The organism is Nocardioides sp., from assembly GCF_030019515.1.
Lineage (GTDB): Bacteria > Actinomycetota > Actinomycetes > Propionibacteriales > Nocardioidaceae > Nocardioides.
The window spans coordinates 1-21,626 of record NZ_JASEEQ010000008.1 but is presented as its reverse complement, the minus strand read 5'-3'; the positions used below and the strand labels follow the sequence as shown (position 1 = coordinate 21,626).

The window sequence follows — 21,626 nt, the reverse complement described above, 5'->3', positions numbered from 1 at the left end:
CCGTCGAGGCACCCCCGGTGGCTGCGGGACCCGGTCGGACACACCCGGTTCAGGGGGTCTCGGCGGAGCGGGCGGCCGACCCGCGAATTGACGCGCGGCGGGTTCGTCGACATACGTTGGGCGACCATGAGCACGAGCACCGTCTCCCGTCGTCTCCTCGCGGCCGCGTCGGGCACCCTCGCCGCCGCCCTCAGCGTGACCCTGGGCCTGACCCTCGGTCCGGCCACATCGCCCGCGGACGCCCACCACGCCGGCGTCCCGGGGCCGGTGCACGCCGGCAGCACCTACGGCTGGGGCAAGGCGCCCGTGGACTACCGCTTCGTCGGGCCGCTGAAGAAGTCGCAGTGGCGGGTGGAGGGACCGGGCCTGGTGCGCAACCAGCACGGCATGCTCACCCTCAACACCGCCAAGCGCGGCACGGTCAGCGCCACCCAGATCACCAAGGGTCACGCGACCGGCCGCTGGGAGATCCGGCTCCGCTCGCGGCAGTACGACCACGGCGGGCACGACTACCGGGTGCTCACCGAGCTGATCCCGGCCGGCAAGCGCCCGCAGTACTGCGGCGCGAAGAACATCGCGCTCGAGGCGTACACGCCCAACAAGACGATGGTCAGCCACTACATCCGCAGCCGGCCCGACCACCGCTACTTCGCCCGCAAGGGCCTGGGCCTGCACAACGACCAGTGGCACACGTTCGCGGTCGAGGTCACGCCGCGGCGGATCTCGTGGTTCGTCGACGCCCACGTGATCAGCAGCGAGCGCCGCAAGGACGCCCTGACCGGGGTGCCGTTCGCCGTGCGCTTCACGATGGAGGGCGTCGGCCACAAGCGGATGAACCAGAGCCGGATGCAGATGGACTGGCTGCGGTACTGGACGCTGCGCAAGCCCAACGCCCGCTCGACCGACGCACCCCGCACCACCCTCGGCACCTACAAGGAGGGCTGCGCGTAGCAGTCCGGTGCCGGCTTCTCGGAGCGCCGGCCTCGAAACCCTGGGGCGGGCCCGGCTCGCGAGCGGCACACTGGGGCCCGTGCCCCAGGACCTCAGCGCCGTCGGGTGGCCGGTCCGCACCGAGCGGCTGCGGATCCGGCGCGCGACCCCGCACGACCTCGACGCGACCTGGTCGTTCCGGCGGCTGCCCGAGGTCGGCGAATGGGTCACCTGGACCGCCGAGGACGGGGACCGGTACGCCGAGCAGTTCCTCGACCCCGGCCGGCTCGCCAGCACGCTGGTCGTCGAGCGGGACGGCCGCGTGATCGGCGACCTGATGGTGCGCATCGAGGACGCCTGGGCGCAGGGCGAGGTCGCCGCGCACGCCGTCGGCGTGCAGGCGGAGCTCGGCTGGTCGCTCGACCCGCAGTACGCCGGCCAGGGGTACGCGACCGAGGCGGTCGCCGAGCTGCTGCGGATCTGCTTCGAGGAGCTCGGGCTGCGCCGGGTCGTCGCGCTGTGCTTCGCCGACAACACCGCGTCCTGGCGGCTGATGGAGCGCGTCGGGATGCGCCGGGAGTCGCACAACGTCGGTGACTCCCTGCACCGCTCGGGCCGGTGGCTCGACGGGTACGGCTACGCCCTGCTCGCCGAGGAGTGGCGCCGGCAGCGCGACCGATAGCCGGTCCTCAGCCCTCGGGGCCCGGGCGGACCATCGTCTGCTGGTGCAGCCCGCGTCCGCCGTACCGGAGCCCGGGCACCACCGGGTTCGGGCCGTGCCGGGCGAACCCCATCCGCTCGAAGAACGCCACGGCCCCGGTGTCCTCGGCGGTCGTCTGCGGGTAGCAGCCGGCCGCCACTTCCTCGTCGAGCCGAGGGCCAGGCCGCCACCGAACCCCGTCCCGGGGTCGTAGGGACGGAGCCCGATCGCGGGCCGGGACCGGGTCATGGGGACAGCCTGCGAGTCGCGCGGCGACCAGCAGCACCGGGGTGGGCCGATCCGATCACCTCGCGTCGGCTCCTCAAGCGCGGCCCGGTTCGGCCGATCTGAACGGCGTCCGAAACGGATTTCGACGACAAAGGGGACATGGATGTCCGCGATGCGATCGAGCGCGCCCGCACGCCCACAGCCGGCCGCTCGCACCTCGGCTCGCAGGCCGACCCACCACCGGCGACTGCTCGTCGCGACGGTGCTGCTGACGGCGGCGACGGTGGTCCTCTCCGCTGCCGCCGCGCAGGTCGGGGCCTCCCCGGTCGACGCCGGCCCGGCCCGACCACCGGCCGCGCCCACAGCCACCGCCTCGGGACCCACCTCCGTGGGCCCGGTCGAGGAACACCTGCCCGGGCAGCTGCTGACCGAGGGCCAGGCTCAGGGCAGCACCCGGTTGGAGGTGGACTGGGGGAACCGCACGCCGGTGCAGGGCCAGCCGGTGACGATCAGCGGCTCGGCGCCGGTGCCCAGCAACGGTGCGTCGCGCTGGGTGTACCTGGAGGAGCAGGCGATCGACAGCAGGGTGTGGGGCTACCTCAAGGACACGCGCACGGACGCCACCGGCCGGTTCCGCCTCGAGCTCACCCTGGACCGGGTCAACGAGCCGCGCCGCTTCCGGATCCGGCTGGACAAGGCCCCCGGCGCGCCGTCGGCCGCCTCCCCGCCGGCCACCTTCAGCGCCGTGTGGAAGCCGGTCGGTCCGGCGACGGTCAGCTATCCCGGGCTGACGCTCGTCTGGCCCGGCGCGGAGGTGCTGGTCGGCTCGAAGCAGGCGGTGGTCGGAACCCTCGCGACCCGGCTGACCCGGGCGACCGCCGCCTTGCAGCAGCAGGTCGCCGGCCGGTGGTCCGACATCGCCAGCACCCCGGTCACCGGAGCCGGCACGTTCAGCCTGGACCTGCCGACGACGTACCTCTCCCACGGTGACTACCGGGTGCGGATCACGGCGAACGGGACCGTCGCACTCGAGACGCCGGGCCAGTCGGTCGTCGTGGTGCCGGACTACACGCCGGCCGGCCGGGCGAGCAGCTATGTCTTCGTCAGCCCGTCCCCGGTCGGCCGGTGGAACCCGTGCGCGCCGATCAGCTACCGGGTGAACACGGCGAAGGCGCCGCCCGGCGTGCTCCTTGACGTGCGGACGGCGCTGGAGCAGATCACCCAGGCCACCGGGCTCCGGTTCGACTACCGCGGCCCGACCACCGTGGTGCCGTTCGCGACCAGCGACACCTTCGACCCCGCCGTGGCGGACCTGGTGATCGCCTGGGCCGATCCCGCGCAGATGCGCGGGCTGTTCCCGGCCGGGACGCTCGGGGTGGGCGGGCCGGAGTTCCGCGCGGGCACCGCCGTCGATCCGGCCGGGCGCCCGGTGCGCCAGATCTACCAGGGCGGGGTCACGATCAACACGGCGTTCAACAAGGACCTCAAGCCCGGCGCGGGTGAGGGCCTGACCCGGGTGGCGGCGCTGATGCACGAGGTCGGGCACGCCGTGGGCCTGATGCACGTCACCGGAGACGAGGCCCAGCTGATGTCCCCGTCGATCGGCTACGGCCTGGACCGGTGGGGGGCCGGCGACCTCGCCGGCCTCGAGCTGGTCGGCTCCGGCGGCGGGTGCGTGACACCCGCCGCCTGAGCCGGGTCCGAGACGGACGACGGTCCGTCAGTGGAAGCGGTGCGGGAAGGCGCGGACGATGCCGCGACTGAGCGTGTCGGCCATCATCAGGATGTGGTGGTGGATCTCGTCGTAGTCCGCCACGCTCGCGGCGTAGTCCCCGGTGAGCTCGTGGGACGCCTCGGCGAGGGTCTGGTCGAGGTGGGTCTTCATCGCCGCGCGCATCGCGTCCCGCGGCCACGAGCGTCGGTTCGCCTTGGCGAGGAAGTCGGCGATGTCGTCGGAGTTGGCGTACCAGTCGTCGTGAGCCTGCTGGAACCCGGCGTCGTCACCGTCCTTGGCGGCCTGGAGCAGGCGGACCGCGATCGTGATGTGGTCCTTCAGCAGCGCGGTGAGCTGGTCGCCGGCAGCCTTGCCGTAGTAGGGCTTGATGGCGTCCCCGATGTCCTCCTGGTTCCTCAGCAGCCGGCCGGCGGTGGCGTCGAACGAGGCGGAGCCGTCGGCGAAGGTCACGATCGCGAGCCGCGTCCAGGTGACGTGGTCCTCCCAGAGCTTGCGCATCTGGTCGTGGAACCGCGCCTTCGAGATGGTCCTGGCCCGCGCCGCGTGGCCCTCCGCCGCGTGGCTGTCCGTGGCGTGGCCGTCCGTGGCGTGGCTGGCGCTGTGGGCCTCGTGCGCTGCCGAGGGCGAGTGCTCGGTGTCCACGACCCCGGTCGCGACCGCCGTGGCGAGGGCGAGCCCGGCGAGCAGGGCGACGAAGCCGCCGCGGCGGCGGGCGAGGATGGATGGGTTCATCGGTTTCTCCTTGGGTTGAGGTGCACGAGAGCCAGGACGGCTCCCACCAGCTCGAGCGCGGACGTCGCCACGCCGAGGGCGTCGAACGGCTCGGGGTGGGCGGTGAGGACCGGGATGCCCGTGGTGCGCGCCAGCAGGTACGCCGCGGCCGTGCCGGCCAACAGCGCCGCGGTGGCGACCGAGAGCCACGGGGTCGGCGCCATGGCCTCGCCGACAGCGGCGAGCGCGAGCGCGACGGTGGCGACCACGAACGCGACCGCCATGGCCTCCGACTCCTCCAGGTGCGGGCCGATCAGGGCGCCGTGCACGCCGGCCGAGACGGCGCAGGCGAGCGCCGTCAGGTCGGCGGCCGGTACGACGATCCGGCGCCGGGCGAGTGCGAACGGTCGCGGTGGCGTCGTCGTCGGGAGCGTCATGCCGGTCTTGGTGTCGGCGGCGGCGCCGGTCTTACCCTGCGGCTCGACCCGACCGGCAACTGGTCCAGATCAGTCGGCGACTCGTCCCGCGGACCCGGTAAGACCGGTGCCCTGGTCCGACACCAACAGGGCATGACCATCCACCAGTCGCACGAGACGCCGCGCTGCCGCAGCGGCCCTCCGACCGATGTCCGGAGCTGGCGGCGCTGCCGGCTCCTCGAGGCCGGCTTCCCCGGGGCGCTCGCCGACACGGTGGCCGCCGACTCCCGCTTCGACCTGCATGCGCTGCTCGAGCTGGTCGACCGCGGCTGCCCGCCCGACCTGGCCGTCCGGATCCTGGCGCCGCTGCCCCGGGAGGTGGCACCGTGACCACTGTGAACCCCACCAGTCCCGAGGTGGTCCCCCCGCCCGCGGACGACGCCTGGATCACGGACCTCGACGACGACGGCCCGGCCGGCCAGCTCGCGCTGCAGAGCCTCCGCAGTCTCCTGGTGCGCGCCACCCGGCACCAGGTCTGGCGGTTGCGGGACCTGCTGCCGGGCGCCGGCCCGGGCGAGCTCGAGGACCTGGCCCAGCAGGCGGCCGACGACGCCCTGGTCGCGGTGCTGCGTCAGCTCGGGAGCTTCGAGGGCCGCAGCCGGTTCACCACCTGGGCGTACAAGTTCGGGGTGCTCCACGCCGGCGTCGCCGTACGCCGCCAGGCCTGGCGGCACCGCGAGGTCCCGCTGCCGGACACGTTCACGCTCGTGGACAGCTCGCCCTCGCCGGCCGCGGTCACCGAGGCGAGCCAGCTCGCGCGCGCCGTCGGCGCCGCGATCGCCTCGGAGCTCACGCCGCACCAGCGCCGCGTGCTGCTGGCGCTGGTGGTGGAGGAGGTGCCGATCGACGTCCTCGCCGACCGCCTCGGCACCACCCGCAACGCGCTCTACAAGGCCCTGCACGACGCGCGCCGCCGCCTGCGCGCCGCGCTCATCACCGGCGGCCACCTCGACCCCCGCCCCGACCGGAGCACCTCATGACCCGCCCGAACCGCAGCCTCGACCCCGCGACGATCTCCCGCCTGCTGGTGGACACCAGCCCCTACCTGTCGTGCGACGACTGCTTCGCGCTGCTCGACGAGTACGTCGAGCGCCGGCTCGCGGACCCGCAGCACCGCGACCCGGCTCTCGAGGCGCACCTGCGCGGGTGCGGCGCCTGCGCCGAGGAGGCCGAGGCGCTGCGGGACCTGCTCATCGCCGACGCGGGCTGAGTCGAGGCCGACGATGACGACCGCGTTCGTCCTCTCCGGCGGCGGCAGTCTCGGCGCCGTCCAGGTCGGGATGCTGCAGGCCCTGGCGGCCCGTGGCATCGAGCCCGACCTCCTGGTCGGCACGTCCGCCGGCGCGATGAACGCCGCCTGGCTGGCCGTGCACGGCACCGCCACGGACTCGCTCGCCGGGCTGGAGGGCGTCTGGACCCGGCTGCGGCGCAGCGACGTGTTCCCACTCGAGATCCGGACCGCGCTGCGCGGCCTCCTCGGGCAGGCCCCGGCGGTGACCTCCTCCGAGCGGCTGCGCGCCCTGGTCGCCGGCCACGCCGGCGGCGCCCGGCTCGAGGACGCGCTGGTGCCCACCCACCTGGTCACCGCCGACCTGATCACCGGCCAGAACGTCACGCTCTCCTCGGGCCCGCTGGTCGCCGCGGTGCTGGCCAGCGCCGCGATCCCCGGGGTGTTCCCGCCGGTCGTGCTGGCCGACGACCAGCTGGGGGACCGGTACCTGGTCGACGGCGGGGTGGCGCACCGCACCGGCCTCGCGGAGGCCGTCGACCTGGGCGCGACGCTGATCTACGTGCTCCCGGCGGGGAGCGCGTGCGCCCTCCCGGCGCCACCGTCCTCCGCCCTCGGGACCGCCCTGCACGCCCTGACCCTGCTCATCGAGCAGCGGCAGGCCCGCGACGTCGCCGCGCTGGCCGGGGTCGCGAGCCTCAAGGTGCTGCCGCCGCTCTGCCCGCTGCGGGTCTCGGCCGCCGACTTCAGCCACGGCGCCGAGCTCGTGCACCGCGCCCGCCAGGCCTCGCTGCGCTGGATCGACAGCGGCGACATCGACCTGCCGGCGCCGGAGCGGTTCCTGTCCACCCACCGGCACGTCGGTCGGCGGGTCGGCTCGGATCACGGTCCGCGGGCCGCCTGACCAGCGATCCGTGCCGCCCGGCCGCGTCTCCGTCAGGGTCGGCGAGGCACCACCAGTCCGGACTGGTAGGCGAACACGACCAGCTGCGCGCGGTCCCGTGCCCCGAGCTTCGTCATCGCCCGGCTCACGTGCGTCTTCGCGGTCATCGGGCTGAGCACCATCCGCTCGGCGATCTCGTCGTTGCTCAGCCCGTGGGCCACCAGCGCCACGACCTCCCGCTCCCGGTTGGTGAGGGAGCTCAGCTCCGCCGAGGGGAGCGCATCAGCCGGCCGGGCCGCGAACTCGCTGATCAGCCTGCGGGTGACGGTCGGGGAGAGCAGCGCGTCCCCGCGCACCGTCACGCGCAGTGCCTCCACCAGGTCGGCGGGCTCGGTGTCCTTGACGACGAAGCCGGCGGCACCCGCCCGCAGGGAGTTGAAGACGTACTCGTCGAGCCCGTAGTTGGTCAGCATCACCACCGACACCTCGGCGAGCTGCTCGTCGCTCGCGATCCGGCGGGTGGCCTCGATCCCGTCCATCTCGGGCATCTGGACGTCCATCAGGACGATGTCGGGCCGGTGTGCGAGCGCGAGCGCGACACCGTCGAGACCGGTGGCGCCCTCCCCCACCACCTCGATGTCGTCCTCGGCGTCTAGGAGGGCGCGGATCCCGCTCCGGATCAGCGGCTGGTCGTCGACCAGCACCACCCGGATCACCGCCCGGGTCACATCCGGGGTCACAGCCGGGGTCACAGCCGGGGTCACCTCCGGACTCGAAGCCGGGGTCACGACGCGGGTCCCGGAGCCGCGTCCGCGGGCAGCTCGGCGACGACGGTGAATCCGCGCGAGCCGCCCGGCTCGGCACGCAGCCGCCCGCCCACGCCGGTGACCCGTTCGCGCATCCCCACCAGGCCGTAGCCCGGCACCGGCGGCCGCGGCGACCCGGCTCCGTCGTCGTCGACCCGGACGATGACCGCGGCCGCGCCGTACCTGACCTCGACCGCGGCGGCCGCGGGACCGGCGTGCCGGGTGACGTTGGTCAGCGCCTCCTGGACCACCCGGTACGCCGCCTGCTCGACCTCCGGTCGCAGTGGGCGCACCACTCCGCGCACCGTGTACGTGATCGGCAGGCCGGAGGACCGCGCGCGCTCGACCAGCTCCGGCAGCCGGTCCAGCCCGTTGCCGGCCGTGATCTCGTCGCGGCGTAGCACGTCGAGCGTCGAGCGCAGCTCGCGCACGGCGTCGGTGCTCGCCTCCTGGATCGCGAGCAGCGCGGCCGACGGCTCCTCGCCGCTCTTCCTCGCCAGGTGGGCAGCGACGCCGGCCTGGACCTTGATCACCGAGATGCTGTGGGTCAGCGAGTCGTGCAGGTCTCGGGCGATCCGGAGCCGCTCCTCCACGGCCCGGCGGCGGGCGACCTCGTCGCGGGTGCGCTCGGCCTCCTCGGCGCGCCGCTCGACCTCGCGGACGTAGGCGTGCCACTGCGCGAAGGCGGCCAGCCCGGCGGCCGCCGAGACCAGCCAGCCGGTCGCGTAGAACCGTCGCCATCCCCGATCGGTGCGCATGGTCTCGAGGGTAGGGCCGTGGTCGGCCGTCCACATCGCGCGGCGGGAGTACGCCCGCCCTACTCCGTGGGCGGTAGGTCGACTGTCAGATCCGCGGCGGCTCCTTCGTCGTCATGGTGACGGACCCGCACAGCTGCGCCGCCGGAGTACGCCGGCACTGCGCCCGGCGAGGTGGTCGAGGCACCGGCCACCCGCCCCGCTGGCAGCCGGAAGAGACACCCCTCGGGCGACGCGGCGGCACCGAAGGTCCGCCGAGGATCTGACCTGTGACCGGACCGACCGGCCGAGGACGAGGAGAAGACGATGAGCCTTCAGGAGACGACCGAGCTGGCCCTCGAGTCGCTACGACCCGGTGACGACGGCTACGACGACGCCGCCCGGGTGTTCTTCGCGACCGGAGAGCCTGCGCTGATCGTGCGGCCGCGGGACCCGGACGAGGTCGCGGCCGCGCTGGACCACGCCGTACGCCGTGGCCTCGCGGTGGCCGTGCGCTCGGGCGGGCACAGCCCCGTGGGACACAGCACGAACGACGGCGGCCTGGTCATCGACCTCGGCCGCCTGGACGCCGTCGAGGTCGTCGATCATGCGCGCCGGCTGGTCCGCGTCGGCGGCGGCGCGCGCTGGGGACAGGTCGCCGCGGCGCTCGACCCGCACGGCTGGGGCATCACCTCCGGCGACACCGCCGCCGTCGGCGTCGGGGGCCTTACCCTCGGCGGCGGGGTCGGGTGGCTGGTGCGCCGGCACGGCCTGGCCATCGACAGCCTGGTCGGAGCCCGGGTGGTGACCGCGGACGGCCGCGTGCTGGTGACGTCCGCGGACGAGCACCCCGAGCTGTTCTGGGCGTTGCGCGGCGGCGGGGGGAACTTCGGCGTCGTGGTGTCCTTCGACTTCGTCGCCCGGCCGGTCACGACCGTGCATCACGGGACCGTGACCTACGCGCTGGACGACGCCGCCGGGCTGCTGCGCCGGTGGCGGGACGCGATGCGGACCGCCCCCGAGGAGCTGTCCAGCACCCTGGTGCTGGCGCCTCGAGTCCCCGGCGCGGCCGCGACCGCGACGGTCCTGCTCTGCTACGCCGGCGACCCCGGCGCCACCGCGGCGGACGCGGACGCCGCGATCGAGCCGCTGCTCGAGCTCGGGACGGTCACCGAGGCGAGCATCCGCGAGTGCCGGTACGCGGAGGTCCTCGAGGACGCCCAGCACCCGCCGGGTGTGCGCCTGGTGGGCCGCAACACCCTGGTGCCCGCGCTCGACGAGGACGTGATCGCCGAGGTCGTCGGTCTGCACGAGATCCCCGGGCCGCCCCGGGCGGTCGCGGTGCGCAGCCTCGGCGGCGCGTTCGCGCGGGTACCGGCCGACGCGACCGCGTTCGCCCACCGGGACGCCGAGGCGATGGTCGTCGGGATGGTGGTGCTGTCCGGCGCCAGCACCGACGCGGAGGTCGCCGAGGCACTGGTGCCGTGGCGAGCCGTGGCGGCCCGGGGCACCGGTAGCTACGTGAACTTCCAGGGCTCGGCGACGCTCGAGGACGTGGCGGCGGCGTACCCGCCGGCGACGTATGCCCGCCTCGCCGAGGTGAAGCGGGCCTACGACCCGGGCAACGTCTTCGCGCTCAACCACAACGTGCGGCCGTAGCGGTCGCCGAGGCTCGACGCGGCTCAGGCCCGGCCGGCGGCCACCGCCGCCCGGGCCCACGTCTCCCAGTCCTCACCGCGGATCAGGGCGTGCGGACCGGGCAGTACCGAGCCGCCGGCCATGCTGGCCGCGGCGGGTGCGGGCACGACCTCGACGTGCTCTCCGCGCAGCGCGACCAGCCGCCGCACCAGGTCCACCAGGCTCTCGCGCCGGGGGCCGGCGACCTCGACGTCGCCGCCCCGGTCGGGGTCGAGGTCCTGGGTCGCCAGCTCGACCAGGAGCCGCGCGACCTCCGCGGAGGCCACCGGCTGGGTGGGCAGGTCCATGATCTCCGCGCGATCGCCACGACGGGAGCGCGCGAGCACCTGTCCGGGGAACTCGTGGAACTGGGTCGAGCGCAGCACCCGGGGGCCGGGCGCGTGCTCGCGGGTGGCGCGCTCGTGCGCGAGCGTGGCGACGTACCAGCCGAAGTCCTGGCTCTCCTCGATCCCCACGATCGAGAGGACGACCGTACGCCGCACCCCGGCGGCCCGGGCCGCGGTGCCGAGGTTCCTCGCGACTTCGGTGAAGAGCCGCGTCGCGGCCTGCTGGTCCATCGTCGGGGGCCGAGTCACGTCGACGACTGCGTCGACGTCTCGGAGGTGGTCGCCGAGGGCGGCCGGGTCGGTGAGGTCGACGCCGCCGCTGCGGCTGAGCCCGACCACCTGATGGCCGGCGGCCGCGGCGAACCGCACCACCTGGGAGCCGATCAGCCCGGTCGCGCCGGCCACGGCCACCCTCCTCACGCTCACGTCGGCGATCGTAGGGCGGGGCGTAGCCTGGCAGGCGTGGCACCGAAGTCCGCCGTTCGCATCAAGCGGGTCTACGACGACCCGGCGAAGGCCGACGGGCACCGGGTCCTCGTCGACCGGGTCTGGCCGCGCGGCCTGAGCAAGGCCGACGCGGCCTACGACGAGTGGCTCAAGGACGTCGGCCCGTCGACCGACCTGCGGCGCTGGTTCGGGCACGACCCCGAGCGGTTCACGGAGTTCGCCGAGCGCTACCGCGCCGAGCTGGACGGGTCGGACGCGCTGGCCCGGCTCCGTGCGATCCGGGACGAGCACCGCGTCGTCACGCTGCTCTTCGGCGCCCGCGACACCGAGCACAACCAGGCGGTCGTGCTGCGCGACCTGCTGGGCTGATCCCCGCGTAGGATCGCAGTCCGGGGCCGAGCCCGGACGACGTGGGACGAGGTGACGGTGGTGGCGCGCGGGGATCACGTCTACGTGTGCCGGGGGCGCCGCTATACCCACCACGGGATCGACTGCGGTGACGGATCGGTGATCCACTACGCCGGCCCGCGGGGGAGCGTCCGCCGCGTCACACGCACGCCGTTGGACGTGTTCGCCGCCGGGTCCGAGGTACGGGTCCGCTCCTACGAGACTCGACTCCGTCCCGAGGACACGGTCCGTCAGGCCGAGTCCCGGCTGGGTTCGATGGGCTACCACCTGGTCCGCTACAACTGCGAGCACTTCGCCGCCTGGTGCTGCACGGGTCGCGCCGCGAGCAGCCAGGTGCGGCGCTGGCTGCTCGCCGCCCAGGGCACCCTCGCCTCGCTGGTCGCCGCCCAGTCCTTCGGCCCGCACCTGGCGGTGGTCGGCACCCTCGGCGCCGGGATCTACGCCATGTCCGGGCCGTTGCGCCGGCGGTGACTCCCCGACCGTCCCGGACCAGGTTCGTGGGTAGCCTCGGAAGCGTGCCGGCACCTCCCGTCCCCCGCGCCGGGCACCTGCTCAGCGAGATCGCCCGGTTCCTCACGGTCGGCGGGCTCGCGACCGCGGTCTCCGTCGTGGGCTTCAACGCCCTCGTGCACGGCACCCTGCTCGACGCCGCGCCGATGCGGCACCAGCCGATCCCGGCGTACGTCCTGGCCAACGTCGTCGCCGGCGCGGTGGCGTACGCCGGCATGCGACTGTGGGCGTTCCGCCACCGCGAGGTCGAGGACCCGGTCCAGGGAGTGCTGCGCTTCTTCGGCCTCGGGGCAGCGACGATGGCGATCCCGGTGCTGTGCCTGACGGTCAGCCGGTACCTGCTGGGGCTCTCCGACGTGTGGGCGGACAACCTGTCGGCGAACGTGATCGGCCTCGGCCTGAGCACCGCCGCCCGCTTCTGGGTCTTCCGGCGCTACGTCTTCCTCGAGCCCGGAGCCGCGCCCGAGCCGGGCGCAGCCTGACCCCCGCCGTCTGGGCTCCGGGACGTCGAAGCTCCACAGCCTTGGAAAGCACACTTACCGTATGTTGTGTATTCTTGCCACTTGGTAAGTGCCGGCGACAGTATGGGGCCGTGGACCTGACCCAACCGCTGAGCAGCCTCGTCCCGACGCTGGACGCCGAGACGCTCACCGTGCTTGCGCGCACCGAGCAGCCGTTGACCGGACGCCGGATCGCCGAGCTCGCCCGCCGTGGCACGCACCCGGCCGTCCAGAAGGTTCTCGACCGGCTCGCCGATCACGGTCTGGTCGACGTCCAGCCGGCCGGCAACGCCCGCCTCTACACCCTCAACCGCGACCATCTCCTCGCCCGGCCCGTCCTCGAGGCCGTCACCGCCCGCGAAACACTCCTGGCTCGCCTGCGCGAACAGATCGGCTCCTGGGAGGTTCCGGCCGTCCACGCGTCCCTGTTCGGGTCGCTGGCTCGCGGTGAGGCCGGACCCGCTTCCGACATCGACGTGCTCGTGGTCCGCCCGTCCGACGTCGCCGAGGACGACCAGACCTGGCAGCATCAGCTCGCCGACCTCGAACAGCGCGTGTCGCGGTGGACGGGGAACCCGCTGTCGTGGTTCGAGACGACCGAGGAGGCCATGCTCCGCGCCCTCGGCAGCGGTGAGCACGGCGACGGTGGTGAGGAGCAGGTGGTCTCTTCGTGGCGGGAGGACGCGCTCAACCTGTCCGGCGAACCGCTGCGCAGCCTGCTCGCCCGGCTCGGTCCGCACGCCGAGGCGGGGGCGGGCCGATGAGCCCGTCGCGGAGGATGGCGAGAGGCGGTCCCGGCGATGCCCGGAACCGGCGCAAGATCGCAGCGAAGTACCTCGAGGCCGCCGAGCTCGTCGCGACCGAGGAAGGCGCGACCGCGAACAACGTGATCGTCGGGATCGCGGCCCTGGCCGGCATCGCCGCAGGCGACGCCATCTGCCTGTCCGCGACCGGGTCCCGATACGCCGGCGACAACCACGGCGAGGCCGCGAAGGTCCTCGCCGGCGTCGACCGCGAGCTCGGCGCCGAGCTCGCGAAGCTCGTCCGGCTCAAGCCCGGCGCGCACTACGGGTCGAAGTTCATCGGCGACGCCGACCGGACCCGAGCGCTCCGGGCGGCGTCCACGCTCGTCGGCGCGGCTACCGAACGGACCCTCGGCGCCTGACGCGCCTCGACATCGCGCCTCGACATCGCGCCGGCGCTCAGCGGGCGTGCTCGGCAGAGAAGATGCCGCTGCGCTTGCGCAGCGCTCAGTGGGCCATGTCGACGAAGCGTGAGTAATGGCCCTGGAACGCAACGGTGATGTCCCTGGTCGGGCCGTTGCGGTGCTTGGCCACGATCAGGTCGGCCTCGCCGGGGCGGGTCGACTCCTTCTCGTAGACGTCGTCGCGGTGCAGGAGGATCACCATGTCGGCGTCCTGCTCCAAAGAACCCGATTCGCGCAGGTCGCTCATCATCGGGCGCTTGTCGCCGCGCTGCTCGGGACCACGGTTGAGCTGGGAGAGCGCGATGATCGGGACGCTGAGCTCCTTGGCCAGCAGCTTGATCTGCCGGGAGAACTCCGAGACCTCCAGCTGGCGGGACTCGACCTTCTTGCCCGAGGTCATCAGCTGCATGTAGTCGATGACGATCAGCCGCAGGTCGTGGCGCTGCTTGAGCCGCCGCGCCTTCGCGCGGATCTCCATCATCGTCATGTTCGGCGAGTCGTCGATGAACATCGGCGCCGAGGACACCTCGCCCATCTTGCGGGCCAGCTTGGCCCAGTCGTCGTCGTTCATGTTGCCGTTGCGGATGTGGTTGAGCGGCACCTTCGCCTCGGCGGAGAGCAGCCGCATGGTGATCTCCGAGCGGGTCATCTCCAGGCTGAAGAACACGCTGGTGAGGTTGTTGTGGATCGACGCGGCCCGGCACAGGTCGAGCGCCAGCGTCGACTTACCCATCGCCGGGCGGGCCGCGACGATGATCATCTGTCCGGCGTGGAGGCCGTTGGTGAGGTCGTCGAGGTCGGCGAAGCCGGTCGGGACCCCGTAGAGCCCGGCCTCGCGGTTGCCGATCGCCTCGATCTCGTCGAGGACGCCGTCCATGATGTCGCTCAGCGGCGCGTAGTCCTCCGCGGAGCGACGGTCGGTGATCTTGTAGACCTCGGCCTGGGCGGTGTCGACGATGTCGTCGACCTGGCCCTCGCCGGCGTAGCCGATCTGCACGATCTTGGTGCCGGCGTCGACCAGGCGGCGCAGGATCGCCTTCTCGCGCACGATCTCGGCGTAGTAGCCGGCGTTCGCCGCGATCGGCACGTTCGCGGAGAGCGTGTGGAGGTACGGCGCGCCCCCGACCCGCTGGAGCTCGCCGCGGCGCTGCAGCTCGGCGGCGACGGTCACCATGTCGACCGGCTCGCCGCGGCCGTACAGGTCGATGATCGCGTCGTGGACGGTCTCGTGCGAGGGCCGATAGAAGTCGACCCCGCGCAGCACCTCCGCGACGTCGGCGATGGCGTCCTTGGAGATCAGCATGGAGCCGAGCACGGACTGCTCGGCGGCCATGTCCTGCGGCGGCGTCCGGTCGCCCGGCGACCGCGGCCGCTCGCCCGGGGCGTACGACGCCGGACCATCGCCCCAGTCGTCGATCGGCGGCTCCGGCAGCCCGCGCGGGCCCTGCTCGGTGACGCTCAACGTGCCCTCCTGATCGCACCCGTCCGACCCCTGCTGACGACGCCGACGCTACGAGCAGCCACCGACACCGCCGTGTCTCCTGACGGTTTCCTGGCAGGGTTCCTGGCGGTGCTACTGGCGGGAGACGACCCGACGACCTTGGGACCGTACGCGCCCCGGGCCGGTCAGCGACAGTGGCCTATCCACAGGCTCGGGGCGCTCCTGGGGATAACCCCCGGCGCGCCGTGGACGACACGCGGCGAGGTGTGCACAGTTTGGGGAGCGCGCTGTGGACAGCCGCGCCTCGTGCGCCCGCGGCACGCCGCTGACCTGCGAGAACACTTCCCCACAGCTGTGCATGGGAAAATTCTCGGCGCGGATCCGGGTTGATCTTCCGGCCATCCGCCGATCACCCGCACGCTTTGTCGACATAGCGCCCGCAGCAGGTTATCCAGAGTTCATCCACAGGTGTTGATAACTAGTCCGGTTGGGAGTGACCGAGCATCCTGAGTCTTACCATGACTAGGTCGACGCCATGACCGTCCCACCCCGGGCACGGGACCGGGCACGGGACCGGGAGATCCTGCGCCTGGCAGTGCCGGCCTTCCTCGCCCTGGTCTCCGAGCCGCTGTTCCTGCTCGCCGACGCCGCCATCGTCGGCCACCTCGGCACCGCGCCGCTGGCCGGCCTCGGCATCGCGGCCGCGGTGCTGCAGACGGTGGTCGGGCTGTGCATCTTCCTGGCCTACGGCACGACCGCCGGGGTGGCCCGCCGGCTCGGGGCCGGCGACCTGCGCGGGGCGCTCGCCCAGGGCGTCGACGGGCTGTGGCTGGCGGCCGGCATCGGCGTGGTCGTCACCATCCTCGGAGTGCTGCTCGCGGACCCGGTCGTCCACCTGTTCGGCGCCTCCGAGTCGGTGACCGACCCGGCCGCGACGTACCTGCGGATCGCGTTCCTCGGCACCACGCCACTGCTGCTGATGCTGGCCGCCACCGGCGTGCTCCGGGGCCTCCAGGACACCCGCACCCCGCTCGTGGTCGCGGTCGGCGGCAACGCCCTCAACGTGGTGCTCAACCTGGTGCTCGTCTATCCCGCCGGGATGGGCATCGCCGGATCGGCGCTCGGCTCGGTGCTCGCCCAGGCGGCCAGCGCGGCGGCCTTCCTCGTGGTGGTCACCCGCGCCGCCCGTGCCCACGACGCCTCGCTGCGCCCCGACCTGCCCGGGATCCGTGCGGCCGGACGCGCCGGCGTCCCGCTCGTGGTCCGCACCCTGACCCTGCGCGCCGCGCTGCTGCTCACGACGTACGTCGTGACCCTGGCCGCGACCGGCGCCCGCGAGCAGGAGGTCGACCTGGCGACCCACCAGCTCGCGATGACGCTCTGGACGTTCCTGGCCTTCGTGCTCGACGCGATCGCCATCGCGGCCCAGGCGCTGACCGGTCGGGCCCTCGGCGCCGGCGACGTCACCGCCGTGCGCGAGACCACGAGGAGGATGGTCCGCTGGGGCGCGCTCAGCGGGGTGGCGACCGGGCTGCTGCTCGCGGCCGCGAGCCCGGTGCTCGGTGCCCTGTTCACCGGCGACGGCGACGTGCGCGACCTGCTGGTGCCGGTGCTCCTGGTGGCCGCGCTCGGGCAGCCGGTCGCCGGCGTGGTGTTCGTGCTCGACGGGGTGCTGATCGGCGCCGGCGACGGCGGCTACCTGGCCCGCGCCGGCCTGGTCACCCTGGTCGCCTACGCGCCGGTCGCGCTGCTGTGCGCCGCGGTCTCGGCCGGGCTGGTGGCCGTCTGGGTCTCGTTCGCGGCGGTGTTCATGGGCGCCCGGCTGGTGGTGCTGGTGCACCGCGCCCGCGGCGACGCGTGGCTGGTCACCGGACGCTGACCGGCCCGGCGAGCGAGCGCCTCGACCGTAGGGTGTGCGGCGTGAAGCCGCTCCAGTCGATCGCGATGGGCCTGGTGATCGTCGCGATCGTGGCCAAGGTGGGCGGCGGGTACGACGTGCTGCCCGACCCGGTCGGCTGGCTGCTGGTGCTCCAGGGCCTGGGCCGGCTGCCCGCGAGCCTCCCGCACCGTCCGGCGCTGAGCACGCTCGGCGTCCTCGCCCTGCTGATGAGCATCGTGCTGTGGTTCCCCGGGCTGGCCGACGGCCTCGAGCGCACCGACGAGTCGCTGCTCTGGGCGGCGAACCTGCCCCAGCTCGCCTTCATCGCCGTGCTCTGCCGGGCGCTCTCCCGGCTCGCGGCCGCCGAGCCCGGGCGGGCGCGCTGGCTGCGCACCGCCGCCGCGCTGACGGTGTCGGCCGCGCTGCTGCCCGTCGTGGTCCTCGGCGCCGACGAGACCTCGCTGCTCACCGTGATGGTGGTGGGCGCGTCCCTGGTCCTGCTCCTGGTGATCGTGCTCCTGTTCCGCTACTCCTCCCGGCCCTGGGCCCGGCCCGAGGTGGACCAGACCGCTTCGCCGTGAGGCGTGTCCCTCGTAGCCCGCGGCCGGAGCGGGCGTTGGGTGGGACGGGAGCACCGAGCACGTACGGAGGGATCCATGCGCCACATCTCGACGCGACGCGTCGGCGCCGCCTTCGCGGCCGTCCTCACCGCGGCCACACTTTCGCTCGTCGCGCCACCCGCGCCGGCGGACGCCGCCGACGCGTGCACGAGCGAGGTCCAGCCGACCGACCCGCTGCTCGGCCTGCCGACCGGCACCGCGTGCGACGACACCGTGCCGCCCACGACCACGCTCGGCGCCGTGACCCCTGCCATGTCCGGCGGGTGGCTCGCGTCGACCGCGGTGACGATCGCGTTCACCGGCGCGCACACCGACGCCGGCCCCGGTGGTGACACCGACCCGATCAGCTACCAGTGCCAGTTCTTCAACAGCGCGATCGCGCCGACGGCGTGGCAGGCCTGCACCTCGCCGGTGACCTACGACAGGCTCGAGGAGCGCTCGGCCACGCCGTACACGTTCCGGGTGCGCGCCATCGACACCCCTGACAGCGCCCACGACATCACCACCGACCCGTTCTTCGCCGCCCCGGCCGACCTGCCCGACATCGACCAGACGCCCGCGGAGCTGGTCTTCCGGGCCGACGCCACGGCGCCGAGCACGTTCGGCCTCCTGCGCACCAACTACTACGACCAGGACCGTCAGGACGCACCGATGGTCACCGCGCCGAAGGTGCAGATCCGGCTGCAGAGCAACGAGGGCGGCCCCGTCGAGGTGCCGACCTACCGCTGCCGCCTCGACGACCGGTCCGTCCCCTGCAACGACGGGCTCACCGCGCTGCGCGGCCTGGGCGCCGGGATGCACGACTTCACCGCCGCGGCGGTCGACCCGGCCGGCAACGTCGACCCGACGCCGTTCGCCCAGCGGTTCTTCGTCCCGCGCAACCTCACCGCCGACGACGCCGCGAGCTCCTCGCGCGGTGACTGGCGCCGGGTGCGCAGCGCCGGGTCGTTCGCCGGCGACTACCTCCAGGCCACGGCGTACGGCGCGACCCTGAGCTTCCCGGTCCGCAACATCCGCGCGATCCGGCTGCTGGCCCCGGCCGGGCCGCGGCTCGGCAAGGTGGACATCCGGGTCGGCCAGGGCGCATGGATGCGGGTGAGCCTCGCCTCGAAGGACGCCCAGCGGCTCAAGATCTACCAGGTCCGCGACGAGCTCTCCGGCCTGCTGGCCGGCCCGCTGCAGATCCGGGTGGCCTCCCGGAACCGGGTGGTGCGCGTCGACGCGGTCATGGCCCGCTGACCCGCGCCGGGACCGGGAGGACCGGACCTCGCGTCCCGACCGACACGACAGGGCCCGCACCCCCCGGGGGAGGTGCGGGCCCTGTCGGTGGAACGTTGCCGCTGCGCTGGGTCCAGCGCCGCTGTGGCTGACCTGTCGACGACGGATCGGCGACCGGTCAGGCCGGGATGACGTTGAGGGCCACCACGGCGGACACCTCGTCGTGCAGCTTGACGGACACCTCGTGGGCGCCGAGCGACTTGATCGGGTTGGTGACCACGATCGTGCGCTTGTCGACCTGCTCGCCCGAGGCGTCGGCGAGGGCGCCGGCGATCTCGGTGACCGTGACGGCGCCGAACAGGCGGCCGCCGGCACCGGCGCGCACCTGGACGGCGACCGGCTGGGCCTCGAGCTTGGCCTTGATCTGCTCCGCGTGGTCGTGGTCGCGGACCGCACGCGTGGCGCGGGCGGCCTTGATCGAGTCCACGGTCTTCTCGCCGCCACGGGTCCAGCGCAGGGCCAGGCCGCGGGGCACGAGGTAGTTGCGGCCGTAGCCGTCCTTCACCTCGACGACGTCACCGGGGGCACCGAGGCCGGTGACCTCCTGGGTCAGGATGAGCTTCATGTCCTCGGCTCCTCTCAGCGACCGGTGGAGGTGTAGGGCAGCAGGGCGACCTCGCGGGCGTTCTTGACCGCGATGGCCACGTCGCGCTGGTGCTGGACGCAGTTGCCGGTCACCCGACGGGCGCGGATCTTGCCGCGGTCGGAGATGAACTTGCGGAGCAGCGCGGTGTCCTTGTAGTCGACACCGGTCGCCTTCTCCTTGCAGAACTGGCAAACCTTCTTCTTGGGCTTGCGAATCACTGCCTTGGCCATTGTGGTGCTTCCTTTCTAGAAGCCCGGCGCAGAGTGGGTACTGCGCCGGAATGGTTGAGGGTGTTCGGTTGGGTTGGTGATCAGAACGGCGGCTCGTCCGAGCCGACCCCGGGAGCGCCCCACGGGTCGTTGGCCGGGGCGGACTGGCCACCCCCGCCGGCGTACCCGCCGCCACCCGAGGGCTGACCGCCCTGCTGGGGGGCGGGCGTGGCCCACGGGTCGTCCCCGCTCGAGGCCTGGCCGCCGCCACCGCCGCCGCCACCGCCGGAGTAGCCGCCCCCACCGCCCTGACGGGTGGTGCGGGTGACCTTGGCGGTGGCGTACTTCAGCGACGGGCCGACCTCCTCGACCTCGATCTCGAAGACGGTGCGCTTCTCGCCCTCGCGGGTCTCGTAGGTGCGGGACTTGAGGCGACCCTGCACGACGACGCGCATGCCGCGCTGGAGGGACTCGGCGACGTTCTCCGCGGCCTGGCGCCAGACCGAGCAGGAGAGGAACAGCGCGTCCCCGTCCTTCCACTCGTTGGTCTGGCGGTCGAAGGTGCGCGGCGTCGACGCGATCCGGAAGTTCGCCACGGCCGCACCCGAGGGGGTGAAGCGCAGCTCCGGGTCGTCGACGAGGTTGCCGACCACCGTGATGACGGTCTCGCCTGCCATGCGGGTCTCCCTAGCGTTGGTTCTGATTCAGAGTCGGTCCGCGGTCGTCCGACCACGTGGGCCCATCGTCGCGGCAGGCGCCGACAGGCGGAAGTGGTCGTCCACAGGGCGGGGTCTCGAGCCTTCAGTGGGCGTCGGGACGCATGACCTTCGTGCGGATGATCGACTCGTTGAGGGTGAGCTGACGGTCGAACTCCTTGACCGTGGCGGGCTCGGCGTTGAGCTTGATGACGGCGTAGATGCCCTCGGCGTTCTTCTTGACCTCGTAGGCCAGGCGACGCCGGCCCCACACGTCGACGGACTCGACGGTGCCGCCGTCCTTACGGATGACGTTCAGGTACTTGTCGAGCGACGGCTCGACGGTTCGCTCTTCGAGACTGGGGTCGAGGATGACCATCACTTCGTAGGCACGCACAGCGGTCTCCACCTCCTCTGGACTGGACGGCCACGGACTCTCCGTGGCAGGAGGGCTTTGCGTTGGTGTTGCTCGCCTCGGCACCGCGCCCGTCGGTGGGTGCGTGCAGAGAACGCCCCAGGCTAGCAGCGGACGGCCCGCCGGCCCCAACCGGCGACCGCGCTCGGGCCTCGCCGGCCGGACCGGTCGGGCAATCCCTGCACTTCTCGGGCGAAGTTTCGGCCGAACAGTGCTGGTTTCCCCGGGTACCCGGGGAAACCGACGGGCCCGGCCGCCTGGGGAGAGCCGGGTCTGAGCAGGGGCCGGGCGGGGTAGGAGGACGGCGATGCCACGTACGACGACGCCTCCTCCCGCCGGTCCGCTCGCCGGCCGGTACCTGCTGCTCGACCAGGTCGGCGCCGGCGCGATGGGCTCGGTGTGGCGGGCCCGCGACCTGCGGACCGGGCAGGTCGTGGCCGCCAAGGTGCTCGGCGCCCACGACAGCACCACACTCTTGCGGTTCGTGCGCGAGCTGTCGGTGCGGGTCGCCCACCCGCACGTGGTCGCGCCGACGGGGTGGGCGGCCGAGGACCACCGGGTGGTGTTCACGATGGACCTGGTGCGCGGCGGGTCGGTCGAGCAGCTGCTGGCCGAGCGCGGCCCGCTGCCCGCGTCGTACGTCGCCCTCCTGCTCGACCAGACCCTCCAGGCGCTGGCCGCGGTGCACGCGGCCGGAGTCGTGCACCGCGACGTCAAGCCGGCCAACCTGCTGCTCGAGCCGACCGGGTCGGGCCGGCCGTTCGTGCGGCTCGGCGACTTCGGCGTGGCGGTCCCGCTCGACGACGTCCGACTGACCCGCGGCCCGGGCGCGGTCGGCACCGACGGCTACATGCCGCCCGAGCAGGCCGCGGGTGCGGCGCCCGACCCGCGGCAGGACCTGTACGCCGCGGGCGTGGTCGCCGCCGAGCTGCTGACCGGTCGGCCCGCAGGCCGCGGGGCGCCCGCAGATCGGAAG

At 73.5% G+C, this 21,626-nt stretch carries 28 protein-coding genes; 17 read left to right on the top strand and 11 right to left on the bottom strand.

Going from position 1 to position 21,626, the window contains the following annotated elements; genetic code table 11:
- The first annotated feature begins 126 nt into the window (after positions 1-126).
- Both QMC84_RS12655 and QMC84_RS12650 read left to right on the top strand, forming a co-directional pair.
- Positions 127-951 (top strand): family 16 glycosylhydrolase, encoded by an 825-nt coding sequence (locus tag QMC84_RS12655; protein WP_300375167.1) that lies wholly within the window; start codon positions 127-129, stop codon positions 949-951.
- Between the two features lie 79 nt (positions 952-1,030).
- The gene (locus QMC84_RS12650) at positions 1,031-1,612 is read left to right on the top strand and encodes a GNAT family protein (RefSeq protein ID WP_300375166.1); all 582 of its coding nucleotides are present in this window, start codon (positions 1,031-1,033) and stop codon (positions 1,610-1,612) included.
- A gap of 7 nt (positions 1,613-1,619) precedes the next feature.
- On the opposite strand, the gene QMC84_RS12645 is transcribed toward QMC84_RS12650, so the two are convergent.
- Positions 1,620-1,790, bottom strand: coding sequence for a hypothetical protein (locus QMC84_RS12645; protein ID WP_300375165.1), 171 nt, complete (start codon positions 1,788-1,790; stop codon positions 1,620-1,622).
- A 231-nt stretch (positions 1,791-2,021) separates the two neighbouring features.
- Between QMC84_RS12645 and QMC84_RS12640 the strand changes: the two genes are divergently transcribed.
- Entirely contained in the window at positions 2,022-3,551 is a 1,530-nt protein-coding gene (locus tag QMC84_RS12640) for a hypothetical protein (RefSeq protein ID WP_300375164.1), read from the top strand.
- Between the two features lie 27 nt (positions 3,552-3,578).
- Here QMC84_RS12640 and QMC84_RS12635 read toward each other — a convergent pair whose 3' ends face one another.
- Both QMC84_RS12635 and QMC84_RS12630 read right to left on the bottom strand, forming a co-directional pair.
- A complete protein-coding gene (locus tag QMC84_RS12635) occupies positions 3,579-4,325 on the bottom strand; it encodes a hypothetical protein (protein ID WP_300375163.1) in 747 nt (248 codons plus the stop codon).
- A complete protein-coding gene (locus QMC84_RS12630; protein ID WP_300375162.1) occupies positions 4,322-4,741 on the bottom strand; it encodes a hypothetical protein in 420 nt (139 codons plus the stop codon). The genes QMC84_RS12635 and QMC84_RS12630 overlap by 4 nt, the downstream gene beginning before the upstream one ends.
- A gap of 132 nt (positions 4,742-4,873) precedes the next feature.
- Between QMC84_RS12630 and QMC84_RS12625 the strand changes: the two genes are divergently transcribed.
- Genes QMC84_RS12625 through QMC84_RS12610 form a run of 4 tightly spaced genes read left to right on the top strand, consistent with a single transcriptional unit; the run spans position 4,874 to position 6,912 of the window.
- Positions 4,874-5,110, top strand: coding sequence for a hypothetical protein (locus tag QMC84_RS12625; RefSeq protein ID WP_300375161.1), 237 nt, complete (start codon positions 4,874-4,876; stop codon positions 5,108-5,110).
- Positions 5,107-5,760, top strand: coding sequence for a sigma-70 family RNA polymerase sigma factor (locus tag QMC84_RS12620; RefSeq protein WP_300375160.1), 654 nt, complete (start codon positions 5,107-5,109; stop codon positions 5,758-5,760). Before QMC84_RS12625 ends, QMC84_RS12620 begins: the two co-directional genes overlap by 4 nt.
- On the top strand, positions 5,757-5,990 hold the full coding sequence (locus QMC84_RS12615) for a hypothetical protein (protein WP_300375159.1): 234 nt from the start codon (positions 5,757-5,759) through the stop codon (positions 5,988-5,990). The genes QMC84_RS12620 and QMC84_RS12615 overlap by 4 nt, the downstream gene beginning before the upstream one ends.
- A 13-nt stretch (positions 5,991-6,003) precedes the next feature.
- A complete protein-coding gene (locus tag QMC84_RS12610) occupies positions 6,004-6,912 on the top strand; it encodes a patatin-like phospholipase family protein (RefSeq protein WP_300375158.1) in 909 nt (302 codons plus the stop codon).
- A 32-nt stretch (positions 6,913-6,944) separates the two neighbouring features.
- On the opposite strand, the gene QMC84_RS12605 is transcribed toward QMC84_RS12610, so the two are convergent.
- Together QMC84_RS12605 and QMC84_RS12600 are read right to left on the bottom strand one after the other, a co-directional pair.
- A complete protein-coding gene (locus tag QMC84_RS12605) occupies positions 6,945-7,607 on the bottom strand; it encodes a response regulator transcription factor (protein WP_300375351.1) in 663 nt (220 codons plus the stop codon).
- 68 nt (positions 7,608-7,675) lie between these two features.
- On the bottom strand, positions 7,676-8,455 hold the full coding sequence (locus QMC84_RS12600) for a sensor histidine kinase (protein ID WP_300375157.1): 780 nt from the start codon (positions 8,453-8,455) through the stop codon (positions 7,676-7,678).
- 303 nt (positions 8,456-8,758) lie between these two features.
- Between QMC84_RS12600 and QMC84_RS12595 the strand changes: the two genes are divergently transcribed.
- On the top strand, positions 8,759-10,090 hold the full coding sequence (locus QMC84_RS12595; RefSeq protein WP_300375156.1) for an FAD-dependent oxidoreductase: 1,332 nt from the start codon (positions 8,759-8,761) through the stop codon (positions 10,088-10,090).
- Positions 10,091-10,113: 23 nt separating this feature from the next.
- On the opposite strand, the gene QMC84_RS12590 is transcribed toward QMC84_RS12595, so the two are convergent.
- A complete protein-coding gene (locus QMC84_RS12590; RefSeq protein ID WP_300375155.1) occupies positions 10,114-10,881 on the bottom strand; it encodes an NAD(P)H-binding protein in 768 nt (255 codons plus the stop codon).
- 36 nt (positions 10,882-10,917) lie between these two features.
- Here QMC84_RS12590 and QMC84_RS12585 point away from each other — a divergent pair, with 36 nt between their 5' ends.
- From QMC84_RS12585 to QMC84_RS12565, 5 genes are all read left to right on the top strand, one after another.
- Positions 10,918-11,271: a DUF488 domain-containing protein gene (locus QMC84_RS12585; RefSeq protein WP_300375154.1), complete on the top strand. Its 354-nt coding sequence runs from the start codon at positions 10,918-10,920 to the stop codon at positions 11,269-11,271.
- Between the two features lie 60 nt (positions 11,272-11,331).
- The gene (locus tag QMC84_RS12580; protein WP_300375153.1) at positions 11,332-11,781 is read left to right on the top strand and encodes a lecithin retinol acyltransferase family protein; all 450 of its coding nucleotides are present in this window, start codon (positions 11,332-11,334) and stop codon (positions 11,779-11,781) included.
- A gap of 44 nt (positions 11,782-11,825) precedes the next feature.
- Positions 11,826-12,302, top strand: a complete 477-nt coding sequence (locus tag QMC84_RS12575) for a GtrA family protein (RefSeq protein ID WP_300375152.1) — start codon at positions 11,826-11,828, stop codon at positions 12,300-12,302.
- A 110-nt stretch (positions 12,303-12,412) separates the two neighbouring features.
- Entirely contained in the window at positions 12,413-13,084 is a 672-nt protein-coding gene (locus QMC84_RS12570; protein WP_300375151.1) for a nucleotidyltransferase domain-containing protein, read from the top strand.
- A complete protein-coding gene (locus tag QMC84_RS12565; protein ID WP_300375150.1) occupies positions 13,081-13,485 on the top strand; it encodes a hypothetical protein in 405 nt (134 codons plus the stop codon). Before QMC84_RS12570 ends, QMC84_RS12565 begins: the two co-directional genes overlap by 4 nt.
- 85 nt (positions 13,486-13,570) lie before the next feature.
- Here QMC84_RS12565 and dnaB read toward each other — a convergent pair whose 3' ends face one another.
- Positions 13,571-14,989, bottom strand: coding sequence for a replicative DNA helicase (gene dnaB / locus QMC84_RS12560; RefSeq protein WP_300375149.1), 1,419 nt, complete (start codon positions 14,987-14,989; stop codon positions 13,571-13,573).
- Positions 14,990-15,503: 514 nt separating this feature from the next.
- On the opposite strand from dnaB, the gene QMC84_RS12555 reads away from it, so the two are divergent.
- The 3 genes from QMC84_RS12555 (at position 15,504) to QMC84_RS12545 (ending at position 18,706) form a co-directional block, all read left to right on the top strand.
- Positions 15,504-16,847, top strand: coding sequence for an MATE family efflux transporter (locus QMC84_RS12555; RefSeq protein WP_300375148.1), 1,344 nt, complete (start codon positions 15,504-15,506; stop codon positions 16,845-16,847).
- Positions 16,848-16,888: 41 nt separating this feature from the next.
- On the top strand, positions 16,889-17,428 hold the full coding sequence (locus QMC84_RS12550) for a hypothetical protein (protein WP_300375147.1): 540 nt from the start codon (positions 16,889-16,891) through the stop codon (positions 17,426-17,428).
- Between the two features lie 75 nt (positions 17,429-17,503).
- Positions 17,504-18,706, top strand: coding sequence for a hypothetical protein (locus QMC84_RS12545; protein WP_300375146.1), 1,203 nt, complete (start codon positions 17,504-17,506; stop codon positions 18,704-18,706).
- 157 nt (positions 18,707-18,863) lie between these two features.
- On the opposite strand, the gene rplI is transcribed toward QMC84_RS12545, so the two are convergent.
- From rplI to rpsF, 4 genes are all read right to left on the bottom strand, one after another.
- Positions 18,864-19,310, bottom strand: coding sequence for a 50S ribosomal protein L9 (rplI, locus tag QMC84_RS12540; protein ID WP_300375145.1), 447 nt, complete (start codon positions 19,308-19,310; stop codon positions 18,864-18,866).
- 14 nt (positions 19,311-19,324) lie between these two features.
- Positions 19,325-19,561, bottom strand: coding sequence for a 30S ribosomal protein S18 (gene rpsR / locus QMC84_RS12535; protein WP_011758085.1), 237 nt, complete (start codon positions 19,559-19,561; stop codon positions 19,325-19,327).
- 80 nt (positions 19,562-19,641) lie between these two features.
- Positions 19,642-20,217 (bottom strand): single-stranded DNA-binding protein, encoded by a 576-nt coding sequence (locus QMC84_RS12530; protein WP_300375144.1) that lies wholly within the window; start codon positions 20,215-20,217, stop codon positions 19,642-19,644.
- Positions 20,218-20,341: 124 nt separating this feature from the next.
- Positions 20,342-20,632, bottom strand: a complete 291-nt coding sequence (gene rpsF, locus QMC84_RS12525) for a 30S ribosomal protein S6 (RefSeq protein ID WP_011758087.1) — start codon at positions 20,630-20,632, stop codon at positions 20,342-20,344.
- 325 nt (positions 20,633-20,957) lie between these two features.
- Here rpsF and QMC84_RS12520 point away from each other — a divergent pair.
- Positions 20,958-21,626, top strand: a 669-nt coding sequence (locus tag QMC84_RS12520; protein ID WP_300375143.1) for a serine/threonine-protein kinase, incomplete at its 3' end; no start/stop codon positions are given.